11 protein-coding genes and 1 pseudogene are annotated in these 16,271 nt (G+C 57.3%); 5 read left to right on the top strand and 7 right to left on the bottom strand.

All coding sequences use genetic code 11. The features are described 5' to 3' along the window. Window positions 1-230 precede the first annotated feature (230 nt). Window positions 231-3,491 (bottom strand): SNF2-related protein, encoded by a 3,261-nt coding sequence (locus ACIPZF_RS01560; RefSeq protein WP_400794566.1) that lies wholly within the window; start codon window positions 3,489-3,491, stop codon window positions 231-233. Between the two features lie 85 nt (window positions 3,492-3,576). Here ACIPZF_RS01560 and ACIPZF_RS01555 point away from each other — a divergent pair. Next, a pseudogene (locus tag ACIPZF_RS01555) lies at window positions 3,577-4,025 on the top strand (transposase); the annotation flags it as partial. 443 nt (window positions 4,026-4,468) lie between these two features. Continuing rightward, window positions 4,469-4,819, top strand: coding sequence for a winged helix-turn-helix domain-containing protein (locus ACIPZF_RS01550; protein WP_400794564.1), 351 nt, complete (start codon window positions 4,469-4,471; stop codon window positions 4,817-4,819). A gap of 55 nt (window positions 4,820-4,874) precedes the next feature. Here the strand turns inward: ACIPZF_RS01550 and ACIPZF_RS01545 are convergent, their stop codons facing one another. Together ACIPZF_RS01545 and ACIPZF_RS01540 are read right to left on the bottom strand one after the other, a co-directional pair. Next, window positions 4,875-5,645: an SDR family NAD(P)-dependent oxidoreductase gene (locus ACIPZF_RS01545; protein ID WP_400794562.1), complete on the bottom strand. Its 771-nt coding sequence runs from the start codon at window positions 5,643-5,645 to the stop codon at window positions 4,875-4,877. A 74-nt stretch (window positions 5,646-5,719) separates the two neighbouring features. Then, on the bottom strand, window positions 5,720-6,550 hold the full coding sequence (locus tag ACIPZF_RS01540) for a transporter substrate-binding domain-containing protein (RefSeq protein WP_400794560.1): 831 nt from the start codon (window positions 6,548-6,550) through the stop codon (window positions 5,720-5,722). Between the two features lie 313 nt (window positions 6,551-6,863). Between ACIPZF_RS01540 and ACIPZF_RS01535 the strand changes: the two genes are divergently transcribed. The 3 genes from ACIPZF_RS01535 to ppsA all read left to right on the top strand — a co-directional run bounded on the left by ACIPZF_RS01535 (window position 6,864) and on the right by ppsA (window position 11,338). Continuing rightward, entirely contained in the window at window positions 6,864-7,370 is a 507-nt protein-coding gene (locus ACIPZF_RS01535) for a heme-degrading domain-containing protein (protein ID WP_400794559.1), read from the top strand. A gap of 102 nt (window positions 7,371-7,472) precedes the next feature. Further along, on the top strand, window positions 7,473-8,870 hold the full coding sequence (gene gabP, locus ACIPZF_RS01530) for a GABA permease (protein WP_400794557.1): 1,398 nt from the start codon (window positions 7,473-7,475) through the stop codon (window positions 8,868-8,870). Window positions 8,871-8,926: 56 nt separating this feature from the next. Beyond that, window positions 8,927-11,338 (top strand): phosphoenolpyruvate synthase, encoded by a 2,412-nt coding sequence (gene ppsA / locus ACIPZF_RS01525; RefSeq protein ID WP_400794555.1) that lies wholly within the window; start codon window positions 8,927-8,929, stop codon window positions 11,336-11,338. A 54-nt stretch (window positions 11,339-11,392) separates the two neighbouring features. Here ppsA and ACIPZF_RS01520 read toward each other — a convergent pair whose 3' ends face one another. The 4 genes from ACIPZF_RS01520 to ACIPZF_RS01505 form a co-directional block, all read right to left on the bottom strand. Further along, window positions 11,393-11,677 (bottom strand): hypothetical protein, encoded by a 285-nt coding sequence (locus ACIPZF_RS01520; protein ID WP_400794553.1) that lies wholly within the window; start codon window positions 11,675-11,677, stop codon window positions 11,393-11,395. 157 nt (window positions 11,678-11,834) lie between these two features. Beyond that, window positions 11,835-13,139 carry an aspartate aminotransferase family protein gene (locus tag ACIPZF_RS01515; protein ID WP_400794551.1) on the bottom strand — a complete coding sequence of 435 codons (1,305 nt, stop codon included), beginning with the start codon at window positions 13,137-13,139 and terminating at the stop codon, window positions 11,835-11,837. Between the two features lie 216 nt (window positions 13,140-13,355). After that, entirely contained in the window at window positions 13,356-14,852 is a 1,497-nt protein-coding gene (locus ACIPZF_RS01510) for a CoA-acylating methylmalonate-semialdehyde dehydrogenase (protein WP_400794549.1), read from the bottom strand. A gap of 70 nt (window positions 14,853-14,922) precedes the next feature. After that, the gene (locus ACIPZF_RS01505; protein WP_400794547.1) at window positions 14,923-16,269 is read right to left on the bottom strand and encodes an aspartate aminotransferase family protein; all 1,347 of its coding nucleotides are present in this window, start codon (window positions 16,267-16,269) and stop codon (window positions 14,923-14,925) included. Between the last annotated feature and the right edge of the window lie 2 nt (window positions 16,270-16,271).

Raw genomic sequence — 16,271 nt, 5'->3', positions numbered from 1 at the left:
CCTGCCAGAATTCGTCAGCAGGGTCGTCAGTATTGGTAGGCGGTTTCCCCAGGACCCGGCATTGCGCCGGAATCTCACCACTGGGTAGTGGTGGGCTAGACCATTCGCATGTATCCCTGCTTTCATTTGCTCAGAAATTTGCGATCCAGCCTCACTTTCACAAAATTTGCCATTATGCGGACTGGCAGTCCAATGAGCAGCAAATTGAAGATTGGCGCACCTGCGCCCCGCTAGTCAGAACCCGTCGCTCCGTGGCCCAGAATGCACGCAACAATACGCTCCTCCCAACGCCTGCGTAGATCAACGCCACTCAGCTTTTTGAGTAACACCTCTAGTGGAATCGGTTGACTCTTCAGACCGGGCTCAAGGTCGCGTAAGCGCACCATTGCAGCCCGACGCCCTTTCTTAGGTGGAAGCTCGGCGCTCCTTGGACGAAGCAGTTCAAGCCATAAATCAGCTAGTTGGCCCCAGTCAGGGCTAAGCTCGCTTGAGTTTGCCTCAAACAGCTCAAGTAACTGGTTGACCTGGTCGGCTTGATCCGCAGAACTGACCCACTCCTTGTCGCGCACCCATAGCTGCACAGCCCAATGGAACTGAACCAGTGCACGCTGCTTACGCTTTGGTAAAAGTAGCTTTTCGACGTCTCCGAGACCGGTTAGAAACTTCTGCAACTCGCCCATCGCTGACCGACTTGGATCGAGGTTCTGCACTTCCTCCGTAAGTCTGGTACGTAGCTGATTGGCGATTGCCCGCAGCTCGATAATTGGCTGCTCGTTTAGTCCTGGTATCAGAACCCAGCGTGGGGCACGGGCCCTCTCCCCTCGAAGACAAATGAATACCCATGGCTTAAGTGCCCGAACAACAGTGACCCGTGACAACACCTTGCTTGTCTCAGCTCGGTACTGCTCGTAGGTCGCAGCTTCGACGAGTGCATTTTCGCCGGATACCAGCGCCCTGATCGGGGCAAACGCATCCTCGATGCCGTCCCAGTACATGGACTCACGAGCCTTCATTTCCGCTTCCAGTTCCTCCCGGGTGACAATTCGTACCTTCAGCGGAGTGCGAAGATCCTCCGGGAGTAGAAGATTACCTCCAATTAAACTGTCCACCTCATCGACTCTGCGAAGAAACGTCTCGTCAGACCGGAGAGCGAATTCCACGCTGTCTTTCGGCCACCAAGATTCTATTTCTGTGTGACGCGTGTCCATTCTATCGATGCGACCTACACGCTGTTCAGCAATCCGGACTACGCTGGGCATGTCCAGATGGACAAGGGTCGATGCCCGTTGAAGGTTTACTCCTTCTGATAGAGCATCGCTGCACAAAACAATCAATCGACCTACCGACACCCCCTCCGGACTCAGAAGTGCCTGGATGTGTTCGTGGCTCCGCCGGCTTCCCCCAACGCCCAGAACGACCTGAAACGCTTTTTTAGGAGCAGGTCGAATAGCTATGAGATGCTCAAGGTACCGTAGGGTCAGAGGGTAGTGGTCGAAAGCCAGGATTTGCTGATGACGATCAAGTAGTCCCAGCAGCAGGTCAACTTTGCGCTCCTCTCGCTTCCCGCTCATTTTTTCAAGACGGATTAGAATTTCCTGGTAGACCGCGCATTCCGCCTCACAGGCGCGCCGATGCTCCTCGTTGTCTGTCAGCCAGGAAGGAAGCGAAATTCCTAAATGGTTTTCTGGAACCTTGCCACCAAGCCTAGTGATCCGCTCCAACATGTTTCCAGTTTCATCATCCCTGCCCTTGATACCTTCAGTGTTCAAGCCCATTCTTCTGCAAGCGTTACGCGTTCCTTCGATATGCCTGAAGAGGGCTAGCCGTGACGACCTCAAACTCGACATTACTTGGAACAGCGCAGATGAGGACGCCGCGTCCAGCCGAAAATCCAGGTATGACTCGGGCGTGATCCCGCTCTCCCTCAGATTTTCAGAAAGTATCAGCGGCTTCTGAAAATGGGTAACCCCCTTGAGCTGAAGCGCTAGCTGCCGAATTTCCTTCGCCAGCTTTCTGTCTGATCGAGATTCGTCCAGCGGGTAACTCGTGGAAAGCTGCTTTGGGTATCGGCATACGCGCCCACCAGGCAAGCGATAGGCTTCGGGGTCTAGGTCAACCATTGCGTTCAGCTGACTTTTTGTACGGCGCATTGTGAAGCTGCCGATCCCTATCCGCAGCGCTTCCAGATCATGTACATGAAAGTCGCCGACCCCAGCGCCACGCTTGTTCAAGCGTTCGAAGACCGCCAGCACTTCGTCATCGAAGTTATCCGCACCCAGGATATCGATCAGCCGCAGCAGATCTGCGCGCGTACGATTAATCGGAGTCGCGGTGAACAACGCCACTTGGTCCGCAAGGTGATGCTTGAGAAACCGTGTGCGCTTCGACATTTGGTTGAGGAAATTATGAGCCTCATCAACAGCCAGTGTCTGCGCCGACGACAAACGCATACCTAGGATTGAGTTATCACGCTCACTCAGCCTGCTCAGAAGGCCATGAGAGGCAATAGCAATGTTGAAGCTGCACTTGGTTGTTTCCCGATCCCAATTCGCCTTAACTAAGGGTGGGCAAATTAACAACATTCCGCCCTTCCGAGCCCTCGCGGAAGACCAGTTCCGGTCATTGATTGCTCGGAGCAGATGCGCCCCCAATCTGGTCTTGCCTGAGCCAGTAGCATCAGCAACCAGGACGGCGCCGACCGTATCCAACAAGTACAGCGCTTGGCCTATTCCCTGCCGCTGCGAGGGCCAAAGCTCATGAGGGTCCAGCTCCATCAACGATTGGAGGTAGTGACTGGCCCATTCGCTTTCCAGCAGCTCTGCACAGGCACGACTAAGCGCCTCCTGCCAGGTTACGAATTTCAGAAGCTGCTGCAAAAGCGCAATGAATTCATCCTCTGCATCTTTGCCTTGGCTCCAAAAGCATTCAGCCACGCTCCTCGCTTCCTCGAACCGCGCCTTGTCACCGGAAGTGAATCGGACATTCGCTTCATGCTGGTTATGCAACCCCGGGGCGGTGAAGTTGCTTGACCCCAGGGTTACTGCTCCAGCCGCCGAATACACTTTCGCATGAAGTCTTCGAATCCCCGTCGAATAACGCACTCGAACACAGCCTGCTCGGATCAACTCGATACACCGCAAAACTTGCCCGCAAAGAATCAGCGAAATTCCATGTTCAAGCCAATAACTTCTCACCTCTGCGGAAAAATCATTGTTTTTGAGGGTGAACCGAGGGTTGCGGACAACAAAGGGCTCGGACCCCAAGATAATACGCAGCGCGGTCGGCTGCTCTCCCCGGGCAGTCACCAATTGGACCAACTGCTCCAGCCCACTGTAGCCGGTTACCACCAGCGAATCCCACCTGTTGCAGATGTCGCTGAAAAGGACCGAATGAACGTCTTTACCTGCTTCGTTCAAGGGCATCCGCGACTGCGACGGCAGATTTCCGTCGAACGAACTCGACTCATCTTCGAATAAGGAACGCTGCTTCATTGGCCACGGCACCTATGGATAGGGTTTCACGTAGCCTAGGTGATCATGGGCAATAGGCGGATTGGCACCTGTGAGGTAGATAAGGGCGTCCGGCGAGAAGAAAATCCACCGGGCTTATGTCTGGGCCTACAGCACGACGCCATTTCGGCGCTCAACGCGGTGGTTTACGACTTCAGCCCAAGCCGTGCTGGCGAACATGCGCGCAACTTCCTAGGCGACTGGAACGCAAGCTGGTCTGCGACGACTTCGCTGGCTACAAAACCGGTTTCAAACAAGGCATCACTCAAATAGGCTGCATGGCCGAACTAGGTCGAAAACCAGGTACGGCCATAGGCACTCGGGTGCTCGAACTGGTTATTTGCTGGATCGCTTCGCAGCGGTAAGCGGGCTGCGGCCATCATGAGTTTGATCCAGTCGGCACGCATGAATGGGCATGATCCGTATGCCTATCTCAAGGATGTGCTGACGCGGTTGCCAACCCAACGGGCCAGTGAGATCGGGCAGTTGCTGCCGCATCAGCGGGTGTCTGCCTGACTTACGCAAAGTGAGTTGGGCGGACGCTTACATCTGATGCTTTTGAACAACAGGACATCCGTTTTCACACCCATTTACACCCATTTCGGAAGGTGTGTTCGCCGGAAGGTTACCGCATAGCAGCCTCCAGGCCCATTCAAACGCTACTCAATGCTGGAGGCTCTGGCTCCCTTCGGCCGCGCCGGTTCAATTGAACGTCATCATGCAGACTGATGAGTACATTTGTACTCCAGCTCGGGAATGGTTCTCTGACCACAGAGAACGATCGATGTGGAGCGTGACGCCCATGTCTTCGACTCCGTGCCCTCAGGGGAACCACGCCAGATCCCTTTCTGCCGAAATCCAGGCCCCCATGATCAAAAACTAACCAATCGGTACGTTGCACTCAGCACTGCACACAAATAGAATCCACTCACATTCCTTTGATGCTGCATGGTTTCATCGTGAGCTACTGCCTGAACCCCATCCCCCAAGCTGCTAATGTAGAGCTAACAGGTGACGCAAACCTGGGCTTAAACGTGCTTAGAAATGAGATCTACTGCAAAGGGGCATTGCGCCCTTTAAAACCAACTCCTTTCAAGCTTATGCACTTACTTGCGATGAACGCCGAATGCATAGTCAGTAGGACAAAAATCTTAAAGGACGTTTGGGGATACGACTTTGATCCAGGCACTAAAATTATTGAAGTTCAGATCAATTATCTCCGAAAAATTCTCGGATCAATTACATCAGACTATGAAATAAAAACGTACTGGGGGAAGGGCATCAGCCTTCGCAAAATTCAAAGCGGGTAGCAGCCATTTCCAGACTTGCTACCCCTTCACAATAAGTGATGTTAAGTGCGCCAGCCTAACGAATGTAACTTCCGCCATTTACATCAAGCGTGGCGCCATTCAGAGAGGCTTGGGATGGGCGCAGCGTAAAGGCCACCAGCTCCGCAATCTCAGCTGGGCTGGCCATCCGGCCAACGGGAATATCGGAAACTGCCGCAGCCTCCCCATGCTGGGCTATGAACTGCTCAGCCATGTCCGTGCGCACCCACCCTGGAGCAATCGCCACCGCCACGACACCATCGCCGGCAACGCTGCGAGCAAGAGATTTGGTCAGGTTGATTAACGCTGCCTTGCTTGAACCATATGGAAGTGCGTCAGCGGCATAACCGCGCTGGGCCGCCCGGCTAGCCATATTGATAATACGCCCCCCACCATTGGCACGGTAATGCGCAACAGCTTCACGGCACAGATCCGCAGCAGCGAAGAAATTGACCTGAAACTCACGCCGCCAAGCTTCGCGCCACTTCGAAGACGGTGCATCGAGAGGTATCTCAGTGCGGATACCCGCATTGTTGACCAACCCGTGAATTCTGCCACCACACACATCCAGAGCTGCTTGCCAGAGCCGTTCAGGACCGGATTCATCGCTTAGATCCCCCTGAACAACCCAGCCATTGCCACCGATTCGGCTCAAGAGATCCAGTGCACCTTTTTCATCACGACTGTAGTGAATTACAGGCCGGGCACCTTCAGCTGCCAGTCGCTCAACAATGGCAGCACCGATGCCACCAGAGGCCCCGGTTACTAGCACAGTCTGCCCACCCAAGGGTCGTATCGCGTCACTCATGAGTGCTCACCTTCCTTTGTCGAGGTTGATAGAAAGCCGCTAGGTCGTGAACGAACCAGCGGCTTTCGATAAAATTATTTGGCGGCGTTTGCCTCTGTAGAGGCCTTATCGACCAACTGTTGGATCTCGCCCGTATCACGACGCTGACGCAGGTAAATGTTGAGCACCTCTAGGTCAGCGGGAGAAATGTCACGGCGCACGCCGAAGGAAACGCCTTGTTTGGCCAAGGCTGGTTTTGGGAGGATCTCCCGTGTCCAGTCTGGGTTGGCGAGTGCGAAGAGATGGTTGGTATCGCTTGCATCAACCAGGACATCTGCACGCTTGGACATGACGGCCAGGCGAGCTTCATCCATCCCCGGCAAACGCATGATTTTGCCGTTGCGGATTACCGACGTAATTGCCTTGTCCTGTGCGGTTCCCGACATCACCGCGAATGTGATCTCTGGCTTGTCCAACGTAGCGATGTCGTCCTTTACATCCGCCAGCTTGGGGTTCGCCTTGTTCACCAGCAACGACACCTGATAGTCAGTTGCAGGCACCGTGAAGGCGACCGCCAGAGCGCGCTCCGGCGTCTGGTTCAGCGCCATGGCCAGGTCCCATTTGCTGCTTTGAAGCCCAGCCACAAGGTTATCCCAGTTCGTATCAACGAATGTGACCTTGACCTTGAGCACTTTCTCGCCGAAGTCGCGGCACAGGTCCACAAAATATCCGCTGTAGTCACCGCTCTTGGCGTCACGCATGACGTAAGGCGCCGCCACCGCTGCGCCGCAACGTAGTACACCGGCTTTCTGAACGTCCTGCCAGAGGGAGGTCTCGGCAGCTTGGGCTGATTGAGCGATTAGCGCGCTGCACATGCTGACAGCGACAAAGATTGCCTTCAGGGGAGCGGACACGGAACGGGACATTTTGAACCTCACTGAAAATCATTGTTTTTTTGGCAGGAAGGTACGACACGTTTTTGCATGCGATTTTGTGTGCATGACTGCACTCAAAATAAAAATTATGCTAGAAGCTGTCAAGAGCCTAAGGCATCCGTTCAACGATCCTCTTGAAGCTGCTGACGAGGGGCCGAAAATTGCTCATAGATGCAATGCATAGGGCAGAAATTCGATACCTATACGTAAGAAAATATGGATTTAACTCACCAATTGATCGGGTACATGCTGTAGAGATCGGTAGAGCGCTGGCTGACATCAGGCCAGTTAGAGGGAGATTGATATGAGTTTGAAAGACGAGCTGGCAGTGCTGATTCGCCAGGAAGAAACCCTTCAATTTCCAAGCTTCGACGAAGAGCGTGCGTGGGAGCTTGGCACCTTTCTATACCAACAGGCGGCAGCTCAGTCGTGGCCGCTGGTAATCGACATACGTCGCTTTGACCGCCCACTCTTTTTCGCTGCCCGCACAGGGATGACGGCGGACAACCAGGATTGGGTCAGACGAAAGAGCAACACCGTGCAGCGTTTTCTGCGCAGCTCCTATCGACTTCGCTATCAACTGGCACTCGATAACCAAGACATCACTCAGCGTTATTTCTTGTCTCCAGCTGATTACGCCAGCGTGGGGGGAGGATTCCCAATCATTGTGCGAGGCACCGGAGTAATCGGCTCTGTCACCGTTTCCGGCCTACCAGATCGACAGGATCACCAGATCATCGTTGAGGCGCTATGCGAGCTGCTTGGCCATGATCCTGCTGAGCTTTCGCTGAGCACCGAATCGCCCTTCTAAGGGCAGCGCGACTGAAAAGACCCAGTGCTGAGGCATTGCTCAGTACTGGGCTCTCGCGACTTCCGGATTAGAACGTTCCAAAAACAATTACTGAGTCTAACCATGTCCAACACATCACTTGCACCCGGCTTGAAGCAGCGTCACGTCACCATGCTGTCCATAGCCGGAGTGATCGGTGCCGGCCTTTTTGTTTTCTCCGGCCATGCAATCGCCAAAGCGGGCCCTGCTGCACTCCTGGCTTACATTTTCACGGGGGCATTAGTCGTATTGGTGATGCGGATGCTGGGTGAAATGGCGGTTGCCTCCCCAGATACAGGATCTTTTTCCACCTACGCTGACCGCGCAATCGGACCTTGGGCCGGATTCAGCATCGGCTGGCTGTACTGGTGGTTCTGGGTGCTGGCAATTCCACTGGAAGCAATCGCAGCGGCGAACATCATCAACGCTTGGTTACCCGCATTGGACACCTGGGTGATTGCCTCCGCGCTCATCCTGGTCCTGACTTGCTCCAACTTCTTCAGTGTCGCTCGTTACGGCGAGTTCGAGTTCTGGTTCGGACTGTTGAAAATCATCGCCATCATTGGCTTCATTGCCCTGTGCTGCGCGGCGCTCATGGGGCTGTTGCCGGAACGCGAAGTCAGCGGTATGGGGCAACTGATGGCGCTGCATGGTGGGTTCGCGCCTAATGGCCTGGCCGCAATCGTCGGGGCGATGCTGACTACCATGTTTAGCTTCATCGGCGCCGAGGTGGTTACCATCGCCGCCGCCGAGTCGAAGAATCCAGCTCGACAGATCACTCGCGCAACCAATTCAGTAGTGTGGCGGATCTGCGTCTTCTACCTTCTCTCCATCGTGATGATCCTGTCCATTGTCCCTTGGAACGACCCTCGCCTGCCGGAAGTGGGATCCTTCCAACGTGCGCTGGAAATCATGCGTATTCCTAATGCCAAGCTGATCATCGACGTCGTGGTTCTGCTGGCCGTTGCCAGCTGCATGAACTCCCAAGTGTACACCGGGTCGCGGATGCTCTACTCGCTGGCACAGCGCGGCGATGCCCCACGCTTCCTGAAGCGCGTGAACCAGTCGAAGGTGCCGTTTGCTGCCGTGGCCAGTACCACTGTTCTCGGCGTGGTGGCGACCTTTATCAACTACTTCGCACCTGAGAACGTGTTCAAGTTCCTGCTTTCGACTTCGGGTGCAGTGGCATTGCTGGTCTATCTCGTGATTGCTGTTTCCCAATTGTGCCTGCGTAAAAAGATGCTGAGTGCCGGCAAGACTCTGGACTTCCGCATGTGGCTGTTCCCATGGTTGACCTGGTTGGTGATCGTGTTCATCAGCGGCGCGTTGATCAGCATGTTCTTCATTCCTGCGTATCGCCCTGAGATTACCGCGACCGGGCTATTGGCAATCGTGATCATCTGCCTGGGCCTGATGAACTCACGCAAGACTTCCCACCAATCCACTCAGCACTCGAAGGTACGGGCCCCACTGCCTGAATGACCTTCAAAAATCCTGATGCTGCATCTGTACCCGCAACAATTACCGGAGAGTCAAACGTGGTTGAGTATGTAGTTTCCCTCGATAAGCTCGGCGTTCACGATGTGGAGCATGTGGGGGGCAAGAACGCATCCCTGGGCGAGATGATCAGCAACCTTGCCGGTGCTGGCGTGTCGGTGCCGGGTGGCTTTGCCACTACGGCTCAGGCGTACCGTGATTTCCTTGAACAAAGTGGCCTGAACGAGGAGATTCACGCCGCCCTCGATGCCCTGGACGTGGACGACGTCAACGCCCTGGCCAAGACCGGCGCGCAGATCCGTCAGTGGGTCATGGAGGCCGAATTCCCGGTCCGCCTGGACGCGGAAATCCGTACCGCCTTCGCCGAAATGTCCAAGGGCAACCCGAATATGGCCGTGGCAGTGCGCTCCTCGGCCACCGCCGAAGACCTGCCGGACGCCTCGTTCGCCGGCCAGCAGGAAACCTTCCTCAACATCCGCGGCGTCGACAACGTGATCCGCGCGGCCAAGGAAGTGTTCGCCTCGCTGTTCAACGACCGTGCCATCGCTTACCGCGTGCACCAGGGCTTCGACCACAAGCTGGTGGCCCTGTCCGCTGGCGTGCAGCGCATGGTCCGTTCGGAAACCGGCACCGCCGGCGTGATGTTCACCCTCGATACCGAGTCGGGCTTCCGCGACGTGGTGTTCATCACCGGCGCCTACGGCCTGGGTGAAACCGTGGTGCAGGGGGCGGTCAACCCTGACGAATTCTACGTACACAAACAAACCCTGGCGGCTGGCCGCCCGGCCATCCTGCGCCGCAACCTGGGCAGCAAGGCGATCAAGATGGTCTACGGCGACGAGGCTAAGGCCGGTCGTTCGGTCAAGACCGTCGAAGTCGACCGCGCCGAGCGCGCGCGCTTCTGCCTCAGCGATGCCGAGGTCAGCGAGCTGGCCAAGCAGGCGATGATCATCGAGCGGCACTACCAGCGCCCGATGGACATCGAATGGGCCAAGGACGGTGACGACGGCAAGCTGTACATCGTCCAGGCCCGCCCTGAGACCGTGAAGAGCCGTTCCAGCGCCAATGTCATGGAACGCTACCTGCTCAAAGAGAAGGGTACCGTGCTGGTCGAGGGCCGTGCGATCGGCCAGCGCATCGGCGCCGGCAAGGTCCGCGTGATCAAAGATGTGTCCGAAATGGACAAGGTGCAGCCGGGCGACGTACTGGTCTCCGACATGACCGACCCGGACTGGGAACCGGTGATGAAGCGCGCCAGCGCCATCGTCACCAACCGCGGCGGGCGTACTTGCCACGCGGCGATCATCGCCCGTGAGCTGGGCATCCCGGCGGTCGTGGGTTGCGGCAACGCCACCCAGGTGCTGAAGGATGGCCAGGGCGTGACCGTGTCCTGCGCCGAAGGCGACACCGGTTTCATCTTCGAAGGCGAGCTGGGCTTCGACGTCAAGCAGAACTCGGTCGATGCCATGCCGGAGCTGCCGTTCAAGATCATGATGAACGTCGGCAACCCCGACCGCGCCTTCGACTTCGCCCAGCTGCCCAACGCCGGTGTCGGCCTGGCACGTCTGGAATTCATCATCAACCGCATGATCGGCGTGCACCCCAAGGCGCTGCTGAACTATGCCGGCCTGCCAGCCGAGCTGAAGGAAAGCGTCGACAAGCGCATCGCCGGCTACAACGACCCGGTCGGGTTCTACGTCGAGAAGCTGGTCGAGGGCATCAGCACCCTGGCGGCAGCCGTCTACCCGAAAAAGGTCATCGTGCGCCTGTCGGACTTCAAGTCCAACGAATACGCCAACCTGATCGGCGGCAAGCTGTACGAGCCGGAAGAAGAAAACCCGATGCTGGGCTTCCGTGGCGCCTCGCGCTACATCAGCGAGTCGTTCCGTGACTGCTTCGAGCTGGAATGCCGCGCGCTCAAGCGTGTGCGCAACGAGATGGGCCTGACCAACGTCGAGATCATGGTGCCGTTCGTGCGCACCCTGGGCGAAGCCAGCCAGGTCATCGACCTGCTCGCCGAAAACGGTCTGGCCCGTGGCGACAACGGCCTGCGCGTGATCATGATGTGCGAGCTGCCATCCAACGCCATCCTCGCCGAAGAGTTCCTCGAATACTTCGACGGCTTCTCGATCGGTTCCAACGACCTGACCCAGCTGACCTTGGGCCTGGACCGCGACTCCGGGATCATCGCCCACCTGTTCGACGAGCGTAACCCGGCGGTCAAGAAGCTGCTGGCCAATGCCATCGCTGCCTGCAACAAGGCCGGCAAGTACATCGGCATCTGTGGCCAAGGCCCGTCGGACCACCCGGACCTGGCCAATTGGCTGATGGAGCAAGGCATCGAAAGCGTGTCGCTGAACCCGGACTCAGTAATCGAGACCTGGCTGTTCCTAGCAATTGAAGCGAATGTTGACCGTCTGCCTATCCAATCCGATATTCCTCTGCCAGCCTAACCATCACCAACCCCGCCCCTACCGAGATTTCGGTCAGGTAGGAGCGGGGAAGTTTTACTGCTTCTTTAATTCATCTGGAGTGACCGTTGGTTCCGCTGGGACCAGCGGTGGATTTTGAGGGGGCGGCCCACCAGCCTCCTTCACTCTAGTACGGTCAGCAGCCGCCTGATCTTTGGTAGCTTTAGCATTTTCTTCGGCGGCCTCATTCATCTTCTCCCTCGCTTCGGCCATCTTTTCCTTAGCCTGCTCCCGATGCTCCTGAGCCTGCTGGGCCTTGTCACATCCGGCTAATCCCAACACAGTTAATACTGCTAAGACACATGCATACCGTTTAGACATAACCTTACTCCAAGAGTGACTTCGATAATTCAGTGACCGCCGCTACGACCCATGGGTTCATGCCGGCACGGATGCCGGCTAGTTCAACGCCCACAAAAAAGCCGCCAGCAAAGGCGGCTTGAGCGTGATCACTGACCACGCCCTTCAATTTGCAACCTCAGCCCAGAATCGAACCAAGCACCTCATCGAGGATGGCAACACCGGCCGCAATTTCATCCGCGCTGACAATGCATGGTGGCACCACGTGAATGCGGTTCTCCACCACGAACGGCAGCAGACCCTGCTCCAACAATTTGGCCTTGATTGCCTGCATCTTGTCGGCGGCCAGTGGGGCACGGCTTTGTTGGTCGCTGACAAGTTCAAGTGCCCAGAATACGCCGGCACCGCGGACTTCGCCGATCAAGGGGTGACGCTGCTGCAACTCGCGCAGGCGCGGGCCCAATACGTTGGTGCCGATGTCCAAGGCGTTCTCGACCACCTGTTCCTCGCGCATGGCGTCAATGGACGCAACGATCGAGGCCATGGCCAGCGGGTGGCCGGAGTACGTCAGGCCGCCTGGGAAGAAGTGGGTATCGAAGTAGCTGGAGATCTGCTCCGAGATCACGACACCGCCCACAGGGACGTAGCCCGAGTTGACGCCCTTGGCGAAGGTGATCAGATCAGGCACTACACCATAGTGCTCCAGGGCGAACCACTTGCCGGTCCTGCCGAAGCCCGACATCACCTCGTCAAGGATCAGCATGATGCCGAACTCGGTCGCCAGCGCTCGAACACCCTGCATGTATTCGGCAGACGGCATCAAGATACCGGCAGTGCCAGGCAGGCTTTCCAGCAGAATCGCTGCAATCGAATTCGAACCTTCTGCCTCGATCACACGACGCAAGTGACGCAGTGCACGCGCGGTCTCTTCGGCCTCGGTCTGCGCGCTGAACTCGCTGCGATACAGGTAAGGGGTGAAGAAGTGAACATGGCCACGGGCATATTCATTCGGCACGCGGCGAGGGTCACCAGTAGCGACGATCGCCGACCCGGTATTGCCATGGTAGGAGCGGTAGGCGGACAACACCTTGTCGCGCCCGGTGAAGAGCCGGGCCATGCGCATGGCGTTTTCATTGGCGTCGGCGCCGCCGTTGGTGAAGAACACCTTTTTGAAGCCCTTCGGCGCTTGCTCGATAATGCGCTTAGCCGCTTCCCCCCGGGCAAGGTTGGCGGTCGCAGGGGCCACCGTCATCAACGTGGAGGCCTGTTCCTGGACCGCTTTGATGACTGCGGGGTGCTGATGACCCAGGTTGGTGTTTACCAGCTGGCTGGAGAAGTCCAGGTAGCGCTTGCCGTCGTGGTCCCATACCGTGCACCCCTCCCCGCCTGCGATCACCAGGGGGTTGAGTAAACCTTGCGTCGACCACGAGTGGAACACATATTCGCGATCCAGCCCTTTAACGTATTCGTTGGTGATTGCCATGATGCACAGCGACCTCTAATTGATCAGCCTGCCAAAGAAAAGCCGCCAGCGTGGTGGCGGCGAGGTCTCCAGCCAAGGCTTTTGACAAAGGGTGAGAAGGTTGGCCCGACAGGTCATTAGGCCCCTCTCTGGTGATTGCTAAAGGTTGAGCGACAGCGCCATCGGCGTATCTCCGTCAGAACGGCCGACAGCGCCGCCACCCGAACTCATGCGTCCTCAGCTGTTGCTGGGGAACGCGAATTGCGCCGCTTCGTGGCTGGTGCGCTTCGGCCAGCGCTGGGTGATGGCCTTCTTGCGGGTATAGAAACGCACGCCGTCCGGGCCGTAAGCGTGCAGGTCGCCGAACAGCGAGCGCTTCCAGCCACCGAAGCTGTGGTAGCTCACCGGTACCGGCAGCGGTACGTTGACGCCAACCATGCCCACTTCGATCTCGTCGCAGAACAGACGTGCCGATTCGCCGTCACGGGTGAAGATGCAGGTGCCGTTGCCGTACTCGTGGTCGTTGATCAGCTTGATCGCGTCTTCAAGGCTGTTCACGCGAACAACGCACAGTACTGGGCCGAAGATTTCTTCTTTGTAGATGCGCATCTCCGGGGTGACGCGGTCGAACAAGGTACCGCCAACGAAATAGCCGTCCTCGTTACCAGCCACCTTGAAGCCTCGACCGTCTACGACAACTTTGGCACCAGCAGCTACGCCATCGTCGATGTAACCCACGACTTTGTCGCGCGCAGCAGCGGTGACCAGCGGGCCCATGTCAAGGCCGCAGGTGGTGCCGGCACCAATTTTCAGTGCGTTGATCTGAGGCTCCAGCTTGGCGATCAGCGCATCAGCTACCTGGTCACCTACACACACGGCCACGGAGATCGCCATGCAGCGCTCGCCGCACGAACCGTAGGCGGCGCCCATCAGCGCGCTGACGGCGTTGTCCAACTCAGCGTCCGGCATCAGCACCGCGTGGTTCTTGGCGCCGCCCAGGGCTTGCACGCGCTTCCCGCGCTTGGTGCCTTCGGCGTAGATGTACTCGGCGATCGGGGTCGAACCGACAAAGCTCAGGGCCTTCACTTCAGGCGCCTCAATCAGTGCGTCCACCGCTTCCTTGTCACCGTGCACCACGTTCAGCACGCCATTTGGCAGGCCGGCTTCGTGCAGCAGTTCAGCGATCAGCAGAGTCGAGCTTGGGTCACGCTCGGACGGCTTGAGGATGAAGCAGTTACCGCAGGCAATAGCCAGTGGGTACATCCACAGTGGCACCATGGCTGGGAAGTTGAACGGAGTGATGCCGGCTACAACGCCGATTGGCTGCAAGTCGCTCCAGGCGTCGATGTTTGGGCCGACGTTGCGGCTGTACTCGCCCTTTAGGATCTCGGGAGCAGCACTGGCGAATTCGACGTTCTCGATACCGCGCTTGAGTTCACCAATGGCATCTTCAATGGTCTTGCCGTGCTCTTCGCTGATCAATTGGGCAATACGCTGCTCGTTCGCCTCCAGCAGCTGCTTGAAGCGGAACATCACCTGGGCGCGCTTGGCCGGCGGAGTGTTGCGCCAGGCCGGGAAGGCGGCTTGGGCCGAGTCGATGGCCTTTTGCACGGTGGCGCGGCTCGCCAGGCCCAACTTGTGGATAGCCTGGCCAGTGGCCGGGTTGAAAACGTCAGTGGTGCGAGCATCGTCAGCGACGTGTTCACCGTGAATCAGGTGCTTGATAGTAGCCATCTTCTTTCCTCAAGCTTGGTGCCAAGCTGTTTGTTTGTTGTATGGGTGCAAGCGCGGGTGCGCAGACTGATCAGTTGATGCCTTGGAGGGCTTCCCCCACAGCATCGAACAGACGATCCAGTTCCTGGGGTTTGGTATTGAACGTTGGTCCGAACTGAAGGGTGTCGCCGCCAAAACGGACATAGAACCCAGCTCGCCAGAGCGCCATGCCTGCTTCGAATGGGCGGATAGCGGCATCGCCATCGCGAGGGGCGATCTGAAGCGCACCAGCCAATCCGCAATTTCGGATATCGATGATGTGCTTTGCCCCACGCAGACCATGAATGGCCATCTCGAAATACGGTGCCAGGTCCGCGGACTGTTGAACCAGGTTGTCTTTCTCAAGCAGCTCCAGCGTCGCCAAACCGGCAGCGCAGGCCACAGGGTGTGCCGAATAGGTGTACCCGTGAAGAAACTCGACGGCATACTCCGGAGACGCCTGGTACATGAAGGTGTCGTAGATTTCGCTTGAGGCGATCACCGCGCCCATGGGAATGGCGCCATTGGTGATCTGCTTTGCCACATTCATGAGGTCCGGTGTGACACCGAAGTACTCTGCGCCGGTCATGGTGCCCATGCGACCGAAAGCGGTGATGACCTCATCGAAAATCAGCAGGATGTTGTGCTGATCGCAGATCTGGCGAAGGCGCTGCAAGTAACCTTGCGGTGGGACGATCACCCCTGCCGACCCCGACATCGGCTCGACGATAACCGCGGCAATGTTCGAGGCGTCATGCAGTTCGATCAACTTCAACAGCTCATCGGCGAGCGCGACTCCACCGGTCTCAGCAGCGCCTTTGGTAAACGCAAGATCCGGTTGCAAGGTGTGCGGCAGATGGTCGACATCCATCAACTGGCCAAACATCTTACGGTTGCCACCGATACCACCCAGGGAAGTGCCAGCCACGTTGACTCCGTGGTAGCCACGAGCGCGACCGATCAGCTTGGTTTTCTGCGGCTGACCTTTCAGGCGCCAGTAAGCTCGGGCCATCTTGATGGAAGTGTCGGCACTCTCGGACCCCGATCCTGTGAAAAAGACATGATTGAGGTTGCCCGGCGCAAGGCTGGCGATTTTCTCGGAGAGCTGGAACGAGAGGGGATGCCCGTACTGAAATGCCGGTGAGTAGTCCAGGGTCACCAGCTGTTTCGCGACAGCGTCGGCGATTTCCTGCCTGGAGTGCCCAGCGCCGCAGGTCCAAAGCCCAGAGAGACTATCGAACACCTCACGGCCATGCTCATCGATCAGCCAGTTACCTTTCGCACCAACGATGAAACGCGGGTCTTTTTTGAAGTTCCGGTTCGACGAAAAAGGCATCCAGTGCGATTCGAGCTGGAGACCACTGGCCAGAGATAACGGTGCTTGCAAGGCCTGATTCATGA

The organism is Pseudomonas sp. NPDC089752, assembly GCF_044748725.1.
GTDB lineage: Bacteria > Pseudomonadota > Gammaproteobacteria > Pseudomonadales > Pseudomonadaceae > Aquipseudomonas.
Note: the sequence above shows the minus strand (reverse complement) of the source record. Positions and strands in the feature narration are given on the sequence as shown.

Bases quoted from the DNA above. Each gene is read 5' to 3' on its own strand.
- ACIPZF_RS01520 (WP_400794553.1), bottom strand. From the start codon at position 11,677: ATGTCTAAACGGTATGCATGTGTCTTAGCAGTATTAACTGTGTTGGGA.
- ACIPZF_RS01505 (WP_400794547.1), bottom strand. From the start codon at position 16,269: ATGAATCAGGCCTTGCAAGCACCGTTATCTCTGGCCAGTGGTCTCCAG.
- ACIPZF_RS01540 (WP_400794560.1), bottom strand. From the start codon at position 6,550: ATGTCCCGTTCCGTGTCCGCTCCCCTGAAGGCAATCTTTGTCGCTGTC.
- ACIPZF_RS01510 (WP_400794549.1), bottom strand. From the start codon at position 14,852: ATGGCTACTATCAAGCACCTGATTCACGGTGAACACGTCGCTGACGAT.
- ACIPZF_RS01545 (WP_400794562.1), bottom strand. From the start codon at position 5,645: ATGAGTGACGCGATACGACCCTTGGGTGGGCAGACTGTGCTAGTAACC.
- ACIPZF_RS01535 (WP_400794559.1), top strand. From the start codon at position 6,864: ATGAGTTTGAAAGACGAGCTGGCAGTGCTGATTCGCCAGGAAGAAACC.
- ACIPZF_RS01560 (WP_400794566.1), bottom strand. From the start codon at position 3,491: ATGAAGCAGCGTTCCTTATTCGAAGATGAGTCGAGTTCGTTCGACGGA.
- ACIPZF_RS01515 (WP_400794551.1), bottom strand. From the start codon at position 13,139: ATGGCAATCACCAACGAATACGTTAAAGGGCTGGATCGCGAATATGTG.
- gabP (WP_400794557.1), top strand. From the start codon at position 7,473: ATGTCCAACACATCACTTGCACCCGGCTTGAAGCAGCGTCACGTCACC.